The organism is Streptomyces sp. NPDC001770 (assembly GCF_053596135.1).
The window spans coordinates 123,181-139,334 of the sequence record NZ_JBSFFN010000005.1 but is presented as its reverse complement, the minus strand read 5'-3'; the positions used below and the strand labels follow the sequence as shown (position 1 = coordinate 139,334).

The following is a 16,154-nucleotide window of genomic DNA, read 5'->3' as shown; positions in this document are numbered from 1 at the left end:
CCGCGGCCCGGTTGAACCGAAGTGGGGTCCGGAGCGTGGTCGAAGCAAGGTACGAGCAGGAAGGAGGTGGCCATGGCCGACATCACCTCGGACTTCGCCATCGACTACGGGTTGCTCCACGAGGTCCAGTCGAAGCTCCGTGATCTGGCGTCCCAGGCGGGAGCGGGCGCCGGCGAGGGCGCCTACCAGAGCCTGGGCGACGCGAAATCCAGTGAGCGCCGCAGGATCCTCGGGAACGCGAATCTCTCGGCGGAGTTCAACTACTTCTACTCCTTCTCGAAGAGGCGCCAGGGAAAGGCCAAGGACGGTCTGAACGAACTGGCCGAACTCTTCAAGAGTGTCTCCGACGTGTTCTTCGACGCCGACTCCCAGATCAGCGGCAGCGCCGGAGTCATGGGCAAGTCGATCGGGCTGGAGGACTGGAAGAACAAGAAGGAGGCCTACGACGACTGGGTGCAGGACAAGAAGGAGTGGGACGACTTCCTGAAGAGCATCGGTGCCTCCGACTACTTCGAGAAGAACCCCGACGCGAGCATCCGCATGGTCTGCAACGCCGATGACGCACCCGGCTGGTGCCAGGCGTGGCGCGATGCGGACGACCCGCCGCTGAAGCCCGGCGACGCGCCGCCCAAGCCGCCGGACACTCCGCCGACCCATTACCACTCCGAGACGACGACCGGTTCCGTCGACGTCGATCTGGTCCTCGACAAGGACAACAACGTCATCACGGAGACGTCCACCGTCAAGACCAACGGGCAGACGTTCACCACGTCCACCACCTACGAGCAGGGCGCGCCGAAGATGGTCGACCCGCCCGGCGACGGCAAGCCGTACGACACACGCGACTACACGGTGACCACCACCGGCGGCGACGGCAAGACCAGCACCTCGACGGTGGTGATCAACGACGACGGCTCCGGGACGATGAAGGTCGTCCAGGACGACGAGACCACCCAGTACACCCGCTCGGGCCCCACCGCCGAGTGGGAGGAGGTCGTCGAGGAGGAGGACGACTACTCGTACACCTACGCCTGACGCGCACCGCGGTTCCGCCCGCGGTTCCGCCCGCAGCACCTGTCCAAGCTCCGACCGACAGAGGGAGAACCACTCGTGGTAGCCAACATCCGCCTTTCCTACTCCGAGATCGACCGGGTCGCCGGCATGCTCAACACCAGCGTCGACGTCACCCTGGTGCCCCGGATGACGGAGGCCAAGAAGGAGGTGGACAGTCTGCTGTCCACCTTCCTCGTCCTGGAGAAGAGCAGCCCCGCTCTCCAGCAGCAGTACGAGAAGTTCAACACCGCCCTGACGCAGGCGACGGAATCCATCAAGGGCTACGCCAAGCAGTTCCAGGCGATCAAGGAGTCGGTCCAGGGCATGGACGCCGACCTGGCCGAGAAGGTCAACAGCAGCGGCAACTGATGGGCCACCGCGCCTCGTACGACGCAGGGACACACAACAGAAGGGGCTGTCAGGATGCCTGTCGGCAATGACGACGTCGTATTCGACTACGACGAGATCTTCAGCGGCTGTACCACCATGGGCAACAAGCTCACGGACATATCGAACGAGCTGACCTCGCTGGAGGGCACCGTCAGCGGTCTGCTCCAGAACGGCCTGGTCTTCGAGAAGGCGAGCCCCGTCATGCGGGACGCCTACAACGAGTTCAGCAAGCAGATGAAGACCTCCGCGGCCAACATCGCCTCGTACGCGGACAACTTCAAGAAGATCGCCGAGTCGATGGGGCAGTCCGACTCGCAGATCGTCGAGGAGATCAAGAAGGCGCAGGCCGAGGCGGCCGCGCAGAAGTGATGCCCCCCGGGTGAGACGTACGTCGAAGGGCCGGGCCGGGCGGCCCGGCCCTTCGACGCCGACGCGATCCTCAGGCGTCCAGGACCGTCAGCGGCACCTGCACGGCGATGGCGCTGCCGTTCTCGCCCGCCGTCCAGCCGCGTCCCGCCCCCAGCTGTGTACGGATCTGGTCGCCGGAGATGCGGGACCCGATGAGGTCGCCCTCGCCGGGGCTCTTGGGGCCGAGGAGCAGCCCGCGCCGGGCCCGGCGGGCCGTACCCACCCAGCCCAGCGAGTGCATCGACTCCGGCAGGCCGGCCAGCAGCAGGCCCTGCAGGTGGTCCCGCCCGGACGTGGCCACCTGCCGCAGGGTGCGGTCGGCGTCCGCCGCCAGCAGCAGGTCCGCGTCGTCCACGACCACGACCACCGGCTGTCCCGCGACGGCGTTCAGGGCTTCGGTGAGCGCCTCGTTGGAGGGGTCCGGCTCGCGGAACACGTGGGCCAGGTCGTGCGCGGCGAGCCGGCGCAGCTGTGACTCGCGCGGGGTGATCACGATCAGCCGGGTGCCGCCGAGCAGCAGGGAGACGGACATCGCGGCGAGCGCGGTGCTGCGGCCGGTCCGGGGCGGTCCCGCGACGACGAAGGAGCCGCCGCCCTCCTGGAAGTCGTAGCCGATCGGGCCGACCGCGTCGCCGCCGACGCCCATCAGCGCCCAGAGCGGGCGAAGTTGGGCCTTGGGGACCTGGTCGACGGCCTCCTGGAAGCCGATCAGGGTGGGCATCTCGCCGATCTTGAACGGGCGCTTCTGCGAGGGCACCTCGCTCTCCCGTGCCCAGGCCTGCTTGCCGATGGCGCGCAGCGCGTCGCCTTGGTCGGGCCTCTCGGGCGAGATGGTCGGCAGCAGCGCGATCTGCGCCTCGACCCCGCCCGGCGCGTGCCAGCCTCGGCCCGGTGCCACGTGGGAGGGGACCCGGTTCCGGCCCATGCCGACGACGTTGTAGTCGCTGGGGTCGGTCTGCCGGAGCACGAGACGCTTGTCGTTGTGCGCGGCCAGACGGCCCCCGAGCAGGACGCGTTCGGAGGTGGCGATGACGTGGATGCCCGCCGCGACTCCTTCGCGGAGCAGCCGCACCACGTCGGAGTAGACCCGGCCGCCGTCGTAGTCGTCGAGGAGCTGGCTCAGCGCGTCCCAGCCGTCGATGAAGAGGACCAGATGGGCGGGGCGCCGGGCCGCGGACAGTTTGGCGCGCAGTTCGTTGATGCCCGCGCAGTCGTGCTGTGACAGCAGACGCTGACGGATCGTCAGTTCCGCGACCAGGCGGTTGATCAGCCGCTCCATCCGCTCGGTGTCGTGGCGGGAGACCACGCCCCCGCAGTGCGGCAGGGCCTCCAGTGCCGCGAGGCCGCCGCCGGCCGCGTCGATCGCGTACATGTGCAGGTCGCCGCTCTCGATGCACAGGGCGGTGGATCCGGCGATGGTGCGCAGCACCTGGGTGCGGCCGGAGCGCGGGGCGCCGATGATGTAGAGGTGCCCGAAGGCCGACCACTGGATGGCGCCGAGGCGCCGCTGCTGGAGTGAGGGGATGTCGAGGAGCGCGTACGGGACCGCCGGGAGCTCGCCCTCCGCGGGCTCCGGGGGCGCGGGCAGCTCCTCCAGGGCGATCTTCTCGTCCAGGGGCGGCAGCCAGGGCCTGGGCTGCGGGGTGAAGTCCTCCAACCGCCCGGTGGCCTCGATCAGGGTGTCGACCAGGGCCTTCAGGTCGGTGGGGAGCTCCTCCGGGGCGGGTCCCGGCATCGCCTCGGGGTCGTCGTCGGAGTGCTCGGGCAGGGCCGGGGGCCGGCCCAGGCGCTGCCAGGTCAGTTCGGAGCTCCGGATCGGCCGGAGTGGACGGTCGGGGACGGCCGCCGGGTCGGGGGCGGCGCCTCCGCGCTCGGCTCCCACGTAGGCCGTCTGGAAGGGCACCGGGGCGGCCGAACCGCGCCGGACCAGGGCCCGGCCTGGATGGTTCGCCGAGATACCGGCGGCGTCCGGGGCGTCGATGATGTCCTGGCTCTCGGAGCGGTCGGTGACCCGCAGGGAGATCCGCAGGTTGGTGTTGGCACGGATCTCGTTGCTCACCGATCCGCCGGGCCGCTGGGTGGCGAGGACCAGGTGCAGGCCCAGCGAACGGCCGCGCTGGGCCAGGCTGATCAAGCCGGGTACGAACTCGGGTAGTTCGCGCACCACGGTGGCGAACTCGTCGATGATGATGAGCAGTCGGGGCAGTGCGGGGAGCCTCGGGTCACGGGACCGCTTGGCCCGGTACTCGGTGTGGTCCTTGGCCTCCACCTCGTTGAGCAGGATCTCCCGGCGCCGCAGCTCGGCGTCGAGCGAGGCCAGGGCCCGGCGGACCAGGTGCCCGTCCAGGTCGGTGATCATGCCGAGGGTGTGCGGCAGCCGGTCGCATTCGCGGAAGGCGCTGCCGCCCTTGTAGTCGACCAGGACGAAGGCGAGTTCGTCGGGCCGGTTGCCGGCGGCCAGCGAGGCGATCATGGTCTGGAGCAGCTCGGACTTGCCGGAGCCGGTGGTGCCGCCGATCAGGCCGTGCGGCCCGTCGCGGACCAGGTCGATGGTGAGCGGGCCGTCGTATCCGGAGCCCACGACGAAGGAGCTGGTGGCGGGCCGGCGGGCCCAAGCCCGGGCGAAGGCGGCCGGGTCCGGCGGCTCGTGGCCGATCAGCGGCAGCAGCTGGACGTCCTCGGGCAGTCCGGAGTCGCTGTCGACGGTGACGTCGCGCAGCGGTGCGAGGGCCCGCCCGACCTCCTCGCACCACGTCGTGTCGACCTGGTCGGCCCGGACGTCCTCGACGGCAGGCACGCCGGAGGTACGGACGGTCAGCCGGTTGCCGGTGGTGGTGACGACGGCCGTGCACTCCTCGGGCAGCAGCCGCTCGCGCTCGTCGACGCAGAGGCTGAACACCCGGGCGGCGGGCCCGGCGGTGAGCAGGTGGACCACGCCCGGGACGTCGCGGAGCCTGCGTGCGCCGTCCAGGACGACCATGATGTCGGGTTCCCGTTGGAGCGAGCGGCTCAGGGCGGAGGTGTTGTTGTCCGAGCGGTTCTGGATCTCACCGATCAGCTCGTTCACCCGGTGCGCGGTGCTCTCCGGGTCGTTGCCGAGGCTGACGACGGCGGCGCCGGGGCGGGTGGAGCGCAGGTGCGGCAGCCAGCGCACCCAGTTCCAGGACTCCGCGTGCTCACGGTCGGTGAGGACGACGATCCGCAGGTCGCGGGGGCTGTGCAGGACGGCCGCCTGGGCAACGGCCCAGGCGGCCAGGGTGCGCGGGGCGGCGCCGGGACCGCTGATGCCGACGACCCCGTGCTCGGCCAGTTCGATGCCGAAGGGGGCGTCGGCGATCCGCCAGTGCACCTGGCGGTGGTTGGCGTCGCGGGCGCCGTCGTCGATGCGTTTGAGCGAGGGCCGGGTCAGGGTGCCGACGCGCAGGGTGAGGTGGTCGGGGTCGCGGCGCCGCCGCTGCCACAGCCCCTTGCCGGGCCCGGAGGCGGTCAGCAGCACCGAGGCCGGGTCGGGGAAGGTGTCGGCCCGCAGCTTCCTCTCGTCGATGGTCGCCTGACGCATCTCCAGCTCCGTCCAGGAGCGGCGGACCAGGTAGATCCGGAGGTTCTCCTCGTACTGCTTGCGCCCCGTGCGCCGGCCGGAGACCCAGTTGCCGACGGCCATCAGCGGCGTCAGCAGGATGAAGACGACGAAGTACAGGCTGTGGAAGAGGAACATCATGACCAGGCCCATGATCAGCGGCGAGATCATCATCAGGAACGGGAAGGGCCGCTTGGTGTTGTCGGCGGGCGGGCCCTGCATGGTCATCGACTCGGTGTCCAGGTGCGGGACGATCCGCGGCGGCCGGTTGTACTCGATGCCCACGCCGTCGGCGGCCCGGTTCACGGCCGCGTCCGCCTCGAAGGGCCGGCTCAGGCGCAGCAGGTGGTCACCGAGGGACAGGTCGGCGTACGCGGGCCACTCGACGGAGCCGTCGTCCGGCACCGGCAGCTTCCCGACGGGCGGCAGCGGCGGTGGGACGGGGTGGCCGTCGGGGCCCGGCGGGGCGGGCTCCGGCGTGTGACCGCCGGGGCCGCCGTCCTGCGGGCCGGCGGGCTCCTCGGCGGTGAGCGGGGTGCCGGTGGTCGGGTCGACCGGCGGGGGCGGGGTGAGACTGCGCAGCCCGCACCCGGCGTCCGCGCCGGGGGCGAGCCGCAGGGTCACCCGCCCGTCGGTGCCCACCGTGATCCAGGTGCCCCGCGCGGGCGCCCCGCCGCCGTCCAGGCACAGGACGCAGCCGCGGTCGGTACCGGCCTCGTGGTCACCGGGGCCGAGCCGCCAGACCCGGCCCGCGCCCGGTCCGCCGACGTGCTGGATCTCGACGAGGGCGGGGTCGGAGGCGGGCGGTCGCCACGCCTCGGACGCCCCTGCCGGGGAGGGCACCGGGACGCCCAGGCCGACCACCGAGCCCTCGCGCAGTCCGCTGCCCCGCACGGGGAGGTCGGGGTGGAGCGGGCTGCTCCCGAGATACAGCTCGGCGGATCCCAGCACCTCGCCGAGGGCGGCGAGGTCGGCGCCCTCGGGGAGGTCCAGCAGGTGGTCCGCGCGGTGGCCCCGGGCGTCGACGGTGGAGAGGGTGAGTCTCACGGCACTCCTTGCGGTGGCTTTCAGCGGTGTCGTGGGGGCGGGGCGGAGGGCACGCCGGCATCCGGATCGGGCTCCCCGCCCGGCTCCCCGCCCGGCTCCCCGCCCGGCCCGTGGGGTCCGGGACCGCCCGGCCCGTCGGACCCGTCCGGTCCGGCGGCGTCACCGGGGTCACCGGGGTCACCGGGGTCACCGGGGTCACCGGCCAGCCCGGACCAGGCTCCCGGGTCAGGGTCGGAGCCGGCCCAGATGACGGGTGGTACCAGGCCGTCGGTGCCGGGTTGCGGCGGGCGCCCCGGCCCGCCGTGTACGGGCGCCGGCGCGGGAGGGCGCGCGTGCTCCGGCTCCTGGCCGGCCGGGGTCCCGGGGGCCGGGTGCGTCTCCGGGCCTGCGCCGGCCCTCGGCCGCGGGGTGGGCAGCGAGACGCCGGCCGGAACGGGGGTGGGCCCGGCCGGCGTCTCGCTGGTCTTCGGTGCCGTGCGCCGCGTCTCCCGGGCGGCGGGGGCCGCGGTCGGCACGCCCTCATCCGGGTCGGCCTCGCTCAGCCCTGCGGGGACGGCCTCGTCCTCTTCCGCGAAGAGCGGCCGGATCCCGTCCGCCGAGGGGGCGGGCGGATGCACCGGCGGGATCCGCTTCAAGGTGCGGGACACCGCGCGCGGCAGGGCGTGCGACAGCAGCAGCAGCGGTGTGCCGGGGAGCGCGAGCTGCCCGTACCGGTCGGCGTGCAGCCGCCGTACGTATCCGCGTCCGGAGCCGAGGACCAGCACCCGCAGCGCGGGCACCGCCGCCGGGGGCCCCGCCATCTCGGGCGGGAGCGGGTCCGGCAGCTCGCGCGCCGCCAGGAACGGGGGCGTGCCCAGCCGGGCCGGAGTCTCCCTGGCCCTGCGGTACGCCTCCCGCACCGGCTCGCCCGGGTACCCGCGCAGCACGCCCTCGGCCACGACCGTCTGCCCGGGCGGCAGCCGCCGCCCCAACTGCGCGGCGAGGGTGGGCAGTAGTGCCGCGCGGGCCCGCTCGTCCCCGTCCAGGGCCAGGGTCGGCGGCCCCGTCGCGAGGTCCAGGAAGGCGCACCGGCCGACGGGCGCGTCCTCGGCGCCGATCGCGACCACGACCGGCCGGTTCAGCCCCGCCTCCGGCACCACTGCGGGAAGCTCCGACCGCAGGACCGTCCAGCGCGGCGGATGGTCGACGTCGGCCTCCGCGACCCAGGGTTCGGGCGCCGGGGGGACGTGCCGCCCGGCCAGCAGGACGGTGACCGTCCGGTCGTCGACGAGGACCCCGTACGGCACGGCGGGCGCGGCCGCGAGCCGCACCGCGGACAAGGCCCGTTCGGCGTCGCGCCAGCTCTCGGGCGAGCGGAGCCGCCGTACCAGGATCCGCAGCACCCGGCGGTAGCGCAGCCAGGCTCGCGCCGGGGAGGCGAACGCCGCACCGGTGAGGGCGGTCTCCCGCGCCACGCGCCGGCCGGCCGCCTTCCAGCCGCCCAGCTTCATGGCGAAGTGCCGGACCAGCAGGAAGAGCAGGAAGGCCACGCACACCACGAGGGTCCACCGGACGATGCCGTCCCGGTGGTCGGAGATCCAGCGGATCGGGTCGACGCCGTTCACGCGGCCAGCTCCCTGCGCAGGGCCCGCAGGGCGTAGTGCGTACGGGACTTGACCGTTCCCGGGGATATCCCTATCTCCCGGGCGGTCTCGTCCCTCGGGCGGTCGCAGAGGTGGACCCGCACGACCACCTCCCGGTGCTCCTGCGACAGCCGGGCCAGCGCCTTGCGCACCACGTGCCGGTCGACCACTTGCTCCGCCAGGTCGCACTCCCCGCCGCGGCTCAGCAGCTGCTGCGGCCACGCGCCCACGGGCACCGCGCGGTCGCGGCGGTGCATGTCGATGGCCAGGTTGCGGGCGACCGTGTACAGCCAGGCGAGCAGCCGCTCGTCGTCGGCCGGCACGGTGGCCGGCGGCCGGTTCCAGGCGCGCAGGAGGGTCTCCTGGACGATGTCCTCGGCCCGGTACGGGTCCCCGGTGAGCCGGTTCGCGAACCTCATGAGCAACGCCCGGTGGCGCTCGGCCGTGGCGGGCCGGGAGGACGAATCTGATGTGCCGTGAGCATCGATCACTGTTTCGCTCCACATCGCCCGAGGGGGCGGAGAATCAAGGGCACGGGGGAATGCCCTCTCATGTTCTGTCTGTTCACGGTGACGTTCAGTCAACGTAGATCATCAGATGCTTGTTGATGCTCAGTAAAAGCTCAGAACATTGCAGATCTCGAAACTCGCGGCGACAAACCCGCGTTAGGGTGGCGCCCCGGGCCGGACCCCCGGCCGGCGGACATCCCGACAGCGGGGGACCCGATCCGCTCCTGCCCGCTCCGCGACCGTCGACTGGAGCCAAGCACCCCCATGAACTCGCAGTCCGAGCACTCGAATCCGCCCCTGGAACCCCGGTCGTCCCCGGACCCGACGACCCCGGACCGACCGTCCCCGGCCGGGCCGGACTTCGCCGACGCCTTCCGCCGCCGCCGCGTCCGCGGGCCCCGGGGAATGGCCCCCGGACGCCGCGTCTGGACGACGCTGGGCTGGACGGCCGCGGCGGTGGCCGCGCCCCTCGCGCTCACCGCCGCACTGGCGGGCGACGGCGCCGGTGACCTCGGTGACAGCCAGGAAGCGGCAGCCGCCCGCGCCCTCCCGCCGCCCCCGGCCGTCGTCGTCTCCCCCACCCCGGCGGCCTCGGCGTCGCCCACCCCGAAGGCCTCCCCCTCCCCGAAGGCCTCCCCCACCCCGGTGGCGCCGCCGCTGCCCGCCGCGCCCGCACAGGCCTACCAGCCCCCGCTCCCCGCCGCGCCCACCCCGCAGAAGACGGTGCCCGCCACCCCGAAGCCGTCGGCGGCCGCTCCCAAGGCCGCCCCCGTCCCGGAGACCGCGGCCCTGACCGTGTCGCGCCTGGCGGCGCGGCAGCCGGGGCGGCACATCTGCTACCGCGCCTACGTCGAGGGCAACGGCTGGCAGAGCGTGGTGTGCGACGGCGGTACGACCGGCATCACGGGCAGGAAGATCAAGGCCCTGAACATCGCGGTGTCCGGTACGAAGGGCACCGCCGGCAACGCTTTCGTACACAATGACGAGTGGAAGACCCCTTGGAACGGTGTGGCCGACGGGATCGACAACTACATCGGCAGCACGGCCAAGAACTATCCCTACATGCTCGGCTTCGTCATCAACGTCGGTGACGGCGCGGTCTGCCAGAGCGCCCGGGTGCGGTCCGGCTGGGGCGGCCTCGCCTGTGACAAGCCGATCGGCCAGGCCTCCGGGAACTACATATTCGGCGGCACCCTGAACAACGACTCCTGGCTGGAAGCCGTACGTTTCACGGTGTGAGCGCGGGCCGCCGGTGCGAACACGGCGGCCCGAGTCCCCGTCAGGCTCCCCGGGCCGCCCGTACCACCGCCTCCACCAGGGGCGTGTTCTCGGGCGCCTCGCCACCCGGGTAGGCGTACCGGCGGCGGGTGTACCCGTACGCGATGCCAAGCTCCGGGTCGGCGAACGCCTGCGAACCGGCCGCGCCGGAGTGGCCGAACGCGCTCCCGCTCAGCACCGGGTGCTGGCCCGACGTCCGCCGGAAACCCAGCCCGAACGCGTCCTGTGCGCCCGTGACCAGGTCGGTGCCGGACCAGGAGAGGCGCGCGAACTCGGTGGCGGTGTCCGGCGCCAGCAGCGGGGCCGCACCGTCCACCCCGGCCACGGCCGCCGCGTACATCCGGGCGAGCCCGCGCGCGGAGCCCACACCCCCGGCCGACGCCGATCCGAGCGCCCGCACAACCGGCAGGTTCCCCCAACCGGCCAGGTCCGTCGGGAGGTTGAACGCGGCGGCGAACACGCCCTCAGGGTCCGGGGGGAAGGCGGTCAGGGTCGCCGCCTGCTCCGGGGTCGGCGCCATCGGCCGTACCGGTACAAAGCGGGGTTCGAGCGCCCCGGGCAGACCGAGGTAGAGCTCCACCCCGTGCGGCGCTCTGACCCGCTCCTCGTACAGCTCCTGGATCGAACGGCCGGTGGCCCGCCGCACCACCTCGCCGGTCAGCGCGCCGATCACCACGGCGTGGTAGCCGTACGCCGCGCCCGGCTTCCAGAACGGTTCCTGCCGCACGAGCCGTTCGGCGACCAGGCTGTCGTCGGCCAGCTCCTCGTCGGTGAAGCGCGGGGTAGCGCCGACCAGCCCGCTGCGGTGTGCGAGCAGCTCCCGCAGGGTCAGCGTGTTCGTACCGGCGGCGGCGAACTCCGGCCAGTACGAGGCGACCGTCCGGTCCAGTCCGAGCGTGCCGTCCTGCACCAGCAGCGCCACGACCAGGTGCGCAGCCCCCTTGGTGGACGAGAAGACGGGGAGCAGCGAGGTCGCCTCCATGCTCTCGCCCGCCCACAGGTCCACCACGGTCCGGCCGCGCAGACGAACGGAGAGCTGGGAGCCCGGCTCGGTGGTGTCCTCGGCGAGGACCGCCCCGAAGGTGTCGCGTACCTCCTCGAAGCCGGGCGCGACGGCCCCGTGCACGGTGATGTCGTACGTCATGCGGTGCCCCCCGGAGTCGGCCGCCCGCCCGGTCGTGGCGGGCCGCGTTCACCCTCTCCCAGGTGCCGCACGAGGTAAAGAACCTGTCCGGCCCTCCCTCGCCCCAGCCCTTCCGCCGGCACCTGGGCCAGATGCCGGGCTCCGCCCGCCCGGCTGCCGACCGTACGGCGGGCAGCGACCGCTCCTGCTCCGAGGACGGCGGTGGTCGCGCCGCCGTCCTCCTCGCGATCGATGACGTCGGACCGGTCACCGCTTGATACGTGTGTGCAGGGCGAGCGCGCCGGCAAGCGCGAGTGCGCCCGATCCGAGCAGTGCGAGCGTTCCTCGCGAGCTGATCACGCGGTAGGGGCCGACGGTCATCGCGGAGCGCCGTGCCTGGATGGACAGCGCACTCGCGGTGCTCTGAATGGACCCCAGCGAAACGAGGGACATGATGGAGCCGACCGAGCCGGCGGACAGGGAGGAGCCGATGGACCCGACGGACAGCGCGCTGCCGACCGACCCGATGGACAGCACGGAACCGACGGAGCCGATGGACAGGAACGAGTTCTTCGACCAGAGGGAGAGCGAGGAACCCCCGACGGTGCGGGAGGGAAGATGCGCCATGAGGTCATCATGCCGCGTGAGAGGGCCGGTGTACCCACAGGCGTTTTTCGCGCCGCGGGCGTACGAGGCGGCCTGTCGCGTCCGGTGCGGGGACCGTCGTCCGGTGCGGGGAGTGGTGTCAGGTGCGGGTGGGCATGAGGCAGGTTCCGGCCGGTGCGGTGGCGAGGTGCGTTCCGGGTGCGTAGGGGTCGAACCGCTTGGCGTCCTTCACCTTGGCGGCCTCCTTGGAGAAGAGCGGGTGGATGAACCCGTCCCCCTGGGTGGGACATGCGTCGTTGCCGATCACGTAGGTGGAAGGGCCCAGCACGAGCTTCCCCTCGCGCACGGTCGCGCTCAGCCGGCGCCGCACGACCACCCTGGCCACTTCCTCGCGGTAGGGGCGGACTTCCCAGCCGCCCTCGGTCTTCGTGACGGCGTAGACGAAGGTGTAGTCGGCGTGCACCAGTAGGTCCCCGCCCGGTGCGGCCTCGTACGTCATCGAGCCCTTGACCCTGGGGCCCTCCAGGACGACGACTTCGGCGGGGTCGAAGCGGGTGAGGGTCTCCAGCGGACCGCGGCCCTGCGCGGGGCCGGCGAGAGCGGCCTCCAGCTCACGCGAGGAGGGTTCGCCGGGCGCGAGGAACGCGAGAGCCCTCGCCGGGCGCTCGCCGGTCAGTACCTCCGGGGAGGCGTTGGCCTCCCACACGAAGTCGCGCACCGCGGACAGGTCCGCGGTCACCTCTTCCTCGCCGAGTTCGCCGACCGGGCGGGCCTCGGGCGACGGAACGCCGCTCGGCACATGGGCGCGGTCCCAGGAATCCGCAGGGGAGCCCCGGAAGGGTATGGCCGTGGTGAGAGGCCACTCATCGGGCCACAGCGCCTCATCGAGGGCCCCTGCCGCGAACGGCTCGTTCGCGGGCCGCTCACCGCCCATGACGTCGGACAGCCAGAAGGCGAACCCACCCGCCAGGACCACCCCCGCCCCTGCCCAGAGCCCGATGGTGCGGCGCCGCCTCGCGCGGTCCTGCCGTAGCCGCTCCTCGCGGCGCGGATCGTTCTGTTCGGCCTTCAGCCGGGCCGCGAAGTCGCCGGCGTCGATCGACATGCAAGTCCTCCCCCTGGCCGTCGCGTTGACGGTCCGGAGAGATCCTGCCACGGCCGGAGCCGGCCGACGGGCGTCGCACATCCCCCATGAGAGCTACCCGGACCGTCCCTGCGCGGGTGATTCGCGCGGGCCGGCGGATTTCTAACGTGGTCGTCAGACCGGTCGCCGTCGGAGTGGCCGTCGCCCCAGGGAGCTCATGATGAACACACCGTCCATCGCACAGCACGACGACGCAGGGTCCCGCCCGGACGAGAAGGGCGGCGGCCGGGGTGGCCGTCTCGGCCGGGTCCGCCGCTCTCCGCTCGGCTGGATGCTGACGGGCATGGCGGGTGTCGGCGTGGTCTCGGCGCTGACCGCGACCGGCCCCGGTCCGGTGCCGGCTCTGGGCGCGGTCGCCGCGGTCGCCGTGTACGGGCTGGTGATGCGCCGGGTCGCGGGACGCTCCGTACCCGAGGTCGCCCGGCAGGGTGCCGGCCGGGAGGCGCTGCGCGGCGGCGCGCTCGGGCTGGGCTTCGTCCTGGTCTCCACCCTCCTGATCGCGGCGTTCGGGGGCTACTCGTTCTCCTGGGCGGGCAACGGCTTCTTCTCGATCGTCCTGTCCGCGGCGATGGTGCAGACCGGCGCCGCCGTCACCGAGGAGCTGATGTTTCGCGGGTTCGCCCTCCAGGCCCTGGAACAGCGGTGGGGCAGCCGGACCGCCCTCGTGGTCACCGGACTGCTCTTCGGCATCGCCCACCTCGGTGCTCCTGGAGCGAACGCGTGGAGCGCGCTCGCCATCGCCGTGGAGGCGGGCGTGATGCTCGGGGCCGCGTTCCTGTGGCGGCGTAGCATCTGGTTCGTCGCGGGTCTGCACTTCGCCTGGAACACCGCCGAGCAGCTGCTGGGCATCCCGGTCTCCGGGCAGACTCCCCAGGGCCTGTTCACGGTCGGTACCCACGGCTCCGCCCTGCTCAACGGCGGCGCCTTCGGTCTGGAGACGTCGATCGTGCCGATCCTCATCAGTGCGCTGCTCACCGTTCCGATGCTCGTCCTCGCCGGCCGGAGTGGCGGCCTGCGGCCCCGGCGTCCCGGCCGGCACTGAGCGGAACCGGCCCTCCGGGGGACATTGGCCAAGGGGAGAGGAAAGCACGTGATGAACCGTCGGATCTATGGGCCCGCGCCGTGGTTGAGAGTCGGGGTCGCCCGGTGGAAGGAGGAGAACGTCTTCCTCAAGGATGGCCTCCTCGCCCTGGCGCTCGCTCTGCTCTCCTTCGTACCGACCCTTTCGGGCATCGGGGCACAGATCGGCGATCTGCCCGAGCGGCCGGCGAACGCGCTGGGTTTCGGGCTGATCCTGGCCCAGACCCTGCCGCTGGCGGCCCGCCGCCGCCTGCCCGCGGGCTGCATGGCGGTCGTCGCCGCCTGCTGCGCCCTGCACCAGGCGCTGGGATTCGCGACGACGTTCGCCAGCATGGGGCTGTATCTGGCGCTGTACTCGGCCGGAGCCCATCAGGTCCGCTTCCGCCGGAGCTCGGCGGGCGTGGCGAGCGCGGGATACGCGGTGCTGGCCCTCGTCCTGCACCGGCTCGGCTCCCCGCAGGACGTGACGGACTATCTCGCGTTCTACCTGGTGCTGGCCGTGGTGTGGCTCGCGGGGAGCGGTGTACGCAGGCGGCGCGCGGAGGAGGCGGAGCGGCGGCGGCTGGCGGGCGAGGTGGCCACGGCCACCGAGCGGGCGCGGATCGCCCGGGAACTGCACGACGTGGTCACCCATCATGTGACGGCCATGGTGGTGCAGGCGGACGCGGCGCAGTTCCTGATCGCTTCGGCGCCGGAACGGGCCGCTACGGGAATGGCCTCGGTCAGCGACACCGGACGCCGGGCGCTGACCGAACTGCGTTATCTGCTCGGCGTATTGGAGGCGACCGGTGAGTCCGCGACCGGTGAGTCCGCGACCGCTGGGCGCGCGGCCGGGAGTTCCGCGGTCGGCGGCCCCGCCCGGGAGGGCTCCTCGTACGGGAACCGGGGCCCCGCCCTCGGCCGGTTGGAGGACCTCGTCGAGCAGGCCCGCAGGTCGGGTCAGCCGGTGGAGTTCAGCCAGTCGGGCGCGCGGCGGCCGCGGAACGTGGACGTGGAGCTGGCCGCGTACCGGGTGGTGCAGGAAGCACTCACCAACGCGATGAAGTACGCGACCGGGCGGCCGACACGGGTCCTGGTCCGGCACGCCGAGGAGTGCGTAGAGATCGGGGTGACCACCGACGGCCCCGTCCGTGCCGTCTCACCGGTCGCCGTACCGGCCCCTCGCGAACCGGGACCCGAGGGGGGACGAGGGCTGGCCGGGCTGCGGACCCGGGTACGGATGCTCGAAGGTGAGCTGGAGGCCGGACCCCTGCCAGGAGGTGGGTTCGAGGTCCGTGCCACGATTCCCTCAGAGCCCGAGCCCGAGCCTGATGCCGGGCCCGAAGCCGAGTCCGAGCCCGAGCGCAAGCCTGATGCAGAGCCCGAGACCGAAGCCGAGTCCGTTCGAGAGTGACCGGAGCAGCCCTGTGAGCGATGCGCCCCCACCGATCCGTGTACTCGTCTGCGACGACCAGGAGTTGGTGCGGACCGGCTATGTCACCATCTTCTCGGCCCAGCCCGACATCGAGGTCGTCGGCGAGGCCGAGAACGGGCACGCGGCGGTGGAGGCCGCGCGGCGGCTGCGCCCCGACGTGGTCGTGATGGACATCCGGATGCCCCTGCTCGACGGCATCGAGGCGACCCGCCAACTCGCCGGACCGGACTCCGAATCCGGCTCCGGCTCCGGCTCCGGCTCCGGCTCCGGGAAACCGCCGAAGGTGCTGGTCGTCACCACGTTCAACGTCGACGCCCATGTCTACGACGCACTGCGCGCCGGCGCCAGCGGCTTCCTCCTCAAGGACGCTCCGCCCGCTGAACTGGTCAACGGCATCAGGACCGTTGCCCGTGGCGAGGCTCTGCTGGCTCCCGCCGTCACCCGGCATCTCATCGGCCACTACGCCGAGCGCCTGCGCCCCTCCGAGACCTCCCGGCAGGCCGGACAGGATGTCGTACGCGCACTGACGCCCCGCGAGCTTGAGGTGCTCCGGCAGATGGCCGGGGGGTTGTCCAACGCGGAGATAGCGGCGGCGCTGTACATCACCCCCGAGACGGTGAAGACCTATGTCTCACGGATCCTGGCCAAGCTCGCCCTGCGCGACCGGGTCCAGGCGGTCGTCCTCGCTCACCGCGTCGGGCTGGTCTCCGGCACGCCCTGAACCGGCGGGCCGGAACCGGTAGCCGCGTCCTCGCCATGCGCTGATCCACCACCACGGACCGCGGGAGCCCTCAGCCTGCCCGGACCGAACGGATCGAGGTGCCGTCGTGGATGCGCTCGGTCACATCGAGGTCGCGGTGGTGGGGCCGGTGGCGGCGCCGCGGTGCTGAGCGGTCTGCGCCA

At 72.7% G+C, this 16,154-nt stretch carries 14 protein-coding genes; 8 read left to right on the top strand and 6 right to left on the bottom strand.

All coding sequences use genetic code 11. The features are described 5' to 3' along the window. The first annotated feature begins 72 nt into the window (after positions 1–72). The 3 genes from ACWCSV_RS07110 to ACWCSV_RS07100 all read left to right on the top strand — a co-directional run bounded on the left by ACWCSV_RS07110 (position 73) and on the right by ACWCSV_RS07100 (position 1,812). Complete coding sequence (locus ACWCSV_RS07110) at positions 73–1,035, top strand: serine/arginine repetitive matrix protein 2 (RefSeq protein WP_266712150.1); 963 nt, start codon at positions 73–75, stop codon at positions 1,033–1,035. Between the two features lie 75 nt (positions 1,036–1,110). Beyond that, positions 1,111–1,422, top strand: coding sequence for a hypothetical protein (locus tag ACWCSV_RS07105; protein ID WP_266712148.1), 312 nt, complete (start codon positions 1,111–1,113; stop codon positions 1,420–1,422). 54 nt (positions 1,423–1,476) lie between these two features. Further along, a complete protein-coding gene (locus ACWCSV_RS07100) occupies positions 1,477–1,812 on the top strand; it encodes a hypothetical protein (RefSeq protein ID WP_266712146.1) in 336 nt (111 codons plus the stop codon). Between the two features lie 70 nt (positions 1,813–1,882). Here the strand turns inward: ACWCSV_RS07100 and ACWCSV_RS07095 are convergent, their stop codons facing one another. From ACWCSV_RS07095 to ACWCSV_RS07085, 3 genes are read right to left on the bottom strand one after another with little or no spacing between them, the layout of a single operon-like run. Further along, positions 1,883–6,475, bottom strand: coding sequence for an FtsK/SpoIIIE domain-containing protein (locus tag ACWCSV_RS07095; protein ID WP_451139315.1), 4,593 nt, complete (start codon positions 6,473–6,475; stop codon positions 1,883–1,885). Between the two features lie 20 nt (positions 6,476–6,495). Next, entirely contained in the window at positions 6,496–8,079 is a 1,584-nt protein-coding gene (locus ACWCSV_RS07090; protein ID WP_451139313.1) for a hypothetical protein, read from the bottom strand. Next, positions 8,076–8,603 carry a sigma-70 family RNA polymerase sigma factor gene (locus tag ACWCSV_RS07085; RefSeq protein ID WP_451139311.1) on the bottom strand — a complete coding sequence of 176 codons (528 nt, stop codon included), beginning with the start codon at positions 8,601–8,603 and terminating at the stop codon, positions 8,076–8,078. Before ACWCSV_RS07085 ends, ACWCSV_RS07090 begins: the two co-directional genes overlap by 4 nt. A gap of 267 nt (positions 8,604–8,870) precedes the next feature. On the opposite strand from ACWCSV_RS07085, the gene ACWCSV_RS07080 reads away from it, so the two are divergent. Then, positions 8,871–9,845 carry a hypothetical protein gene (locus tag ACWCSV_RS07080; protein WP_451139309.1) on the top strand — a complete coding sequence of 325 codons (975 nt, stop codon included), beginning with the start codon at positions 8,871–8,873 and terminating at the stop codon, positions 9,843–9,845. Positions 9,846–9,885: 40 nt separating this feature from the next. On the opposite strand, the gene ACWCSV_RS07075 is transcribed toward ACWCSV_RS07080, so the two are convergent. Next, complete coding sequence (locus tag ACWCSV_RS07075) at positions 9,886–11,028, bottom strand: serine hydrolase domain-containing protein (RefSeq protein WP_451139307.1); 1,143 nt, start codon at positions 11,026–11,028, stop codon at positions 9,886–9,888. 62 nt (positions 11,029–11,090) lie between these two features. Here ACWCSV_RS07075 and ACWCSV_RS07070 point away from each other — a divergent pair, with 62 nt between their 5' ends. After that, complete coding sequence (locus ACWCSV_RS07070) at positions 11,091–11,285, top strand: hypothetical protein (RefSeq protein ID WP_451139305.1); 195 nt, start codon at positions 11,091–11,093, stop codon at positions 11,283–11,285. Here the strand turns inward: ACWCSV_RS07070 and ACWCSV_RS07065 are convergent. Further along, positions 11,275–11,634: a hypothetical protein gene (locus ACWCSV_RS07065; protein ID WP_451139303.1), complete on the bottom strand. Its 360-nt coding sequence runs from the start codon at positions 11,632–11,634 to the stop codon at positions 11,275–11,277. The genes ACWCSV_RS07070 and ACWCSV_RS07065 overlap by 11 nt on opposite strands. 118 nt (positions 11,635–11,752) lie before the next feature. Beyond that, positions 11,753–12,718 carry a hypothetical protein gene (locus ACWCSV_RS07060; RefSeq protein ID WP_451139301.1) on the bottom strand — a complete coding sequence of 322 codons (966 nt, stop codon included), beginning with the start codon at positions 12,716–12,718 and terminating at the stop codon, positions 11,753–11,755. Between the two features lie 199 nt (positions 12,719–12,917). On the opposite strand from ACWCSV_RS07060, the gene ACWCSV_RS07055 reads away from it, so the two are divergent. Genes ACWCSV_RS07055 through ACWCSV_RS07045 form a run of 3 tightly spaced genes read left to right on the top strand, consistent with a single transcriptional unit; the run spans position 12,918 to position 15,972 of the window. Further along, a complete protein-coding gene (locus tag ACWCSV_RS07055; RefSeq protein WP_451139299.1) occupies positions 12,918–13,799 on the top strand; it encodes a CPBP family intramembrane glutamic endopeptidase in 882 nt (293 codons plus the stop codon). A 51-nt stretch (positions 13,800–13,850) separates the two neighbouring features. Beyond that, a complete protein-coding gene (locus ACWCSV_RS07050; RefSeq protein WP_451139297.1) occupies positions 13,851–15,230 on the top strand; it encodes a histidine kinase in 1,380 nt (459 codons plus the stop codon). Positions 15,231–15,243: 13 nt separating this feature from the next. Next, entirely contained in the window at positions 15,244–15,972 is a 729-nt protein-coding gene (locus ACWCSV_RS07045; protein ID WP_451139295.1) for a response regulator, read from the top strand. Positions 15,973–16,154: the final 182 nt, after the last annotated feature.

Coding starts and splice junctions, on each gene's coding strand:
- ACWCSV_RS07050 (WP_451139297.1), top strand. CDS start 13,851: ATGAACCGTCGGATCTATGGGCCCGCGCCGTGGTTGAGAGTCGGGGTC.
- ACWCSV_RS07075 (WP_451139307.1), bottom strand. CDS start 11,028: ATGACGTACGACATCACCGTGCACGGGGCCGTCGCGCCCGGCTTCGAG.
- ACWCSV_RS07100 (WP_266712146.1), top strand. CDS start 1,477: ATGCCTGTCGGCAATGACGACGTCGTATTCGACTACGACGAGATCTTC.
- ACWCSV_RS07080 (WP_451139309.1), top strand. CDS start 8,871: ATGAACTCGCAGTCCGAGCACTCGAATCCGCCCCTGGAACCCCGGTCG.
- ACWCSV_RS07060 (WP_451139301.1), bottom strand. CDS start 12,718: ATGTCGATCGACGCCGGCGACTTCGCGGCCCGGCTGAAGGCCGAACAG.
- ACWCSV_RS07065 (WP_451139303.1), bottom strand. CDS start 11,634: ATGGCGCATCTTCCCTCCCGCACCGTCGGGGGTTCCTCGCTCTCCCTC.
- ACWCSV_RS07055 (WP_451139299.1), top strand. CDS start 12,918: ATGAACACACCGTCCATCGCACAGCACGACGACGCAGGGTCCCGCCCG.
- ACWCSV_RS07110 (WP_266712150.1), top strand. CDS start 73: ATGGCCGACATCACCTCGGACTTCGCCATCGACTACGGGTTGCTCCAC.
- ACWCSV_RS07085 (WP_451139311.1), bottom strand. CDS start 8,603: ATGTGGAGCGAAACAGTGATCGATGCTCACGGCACATCAGATTCGTCC.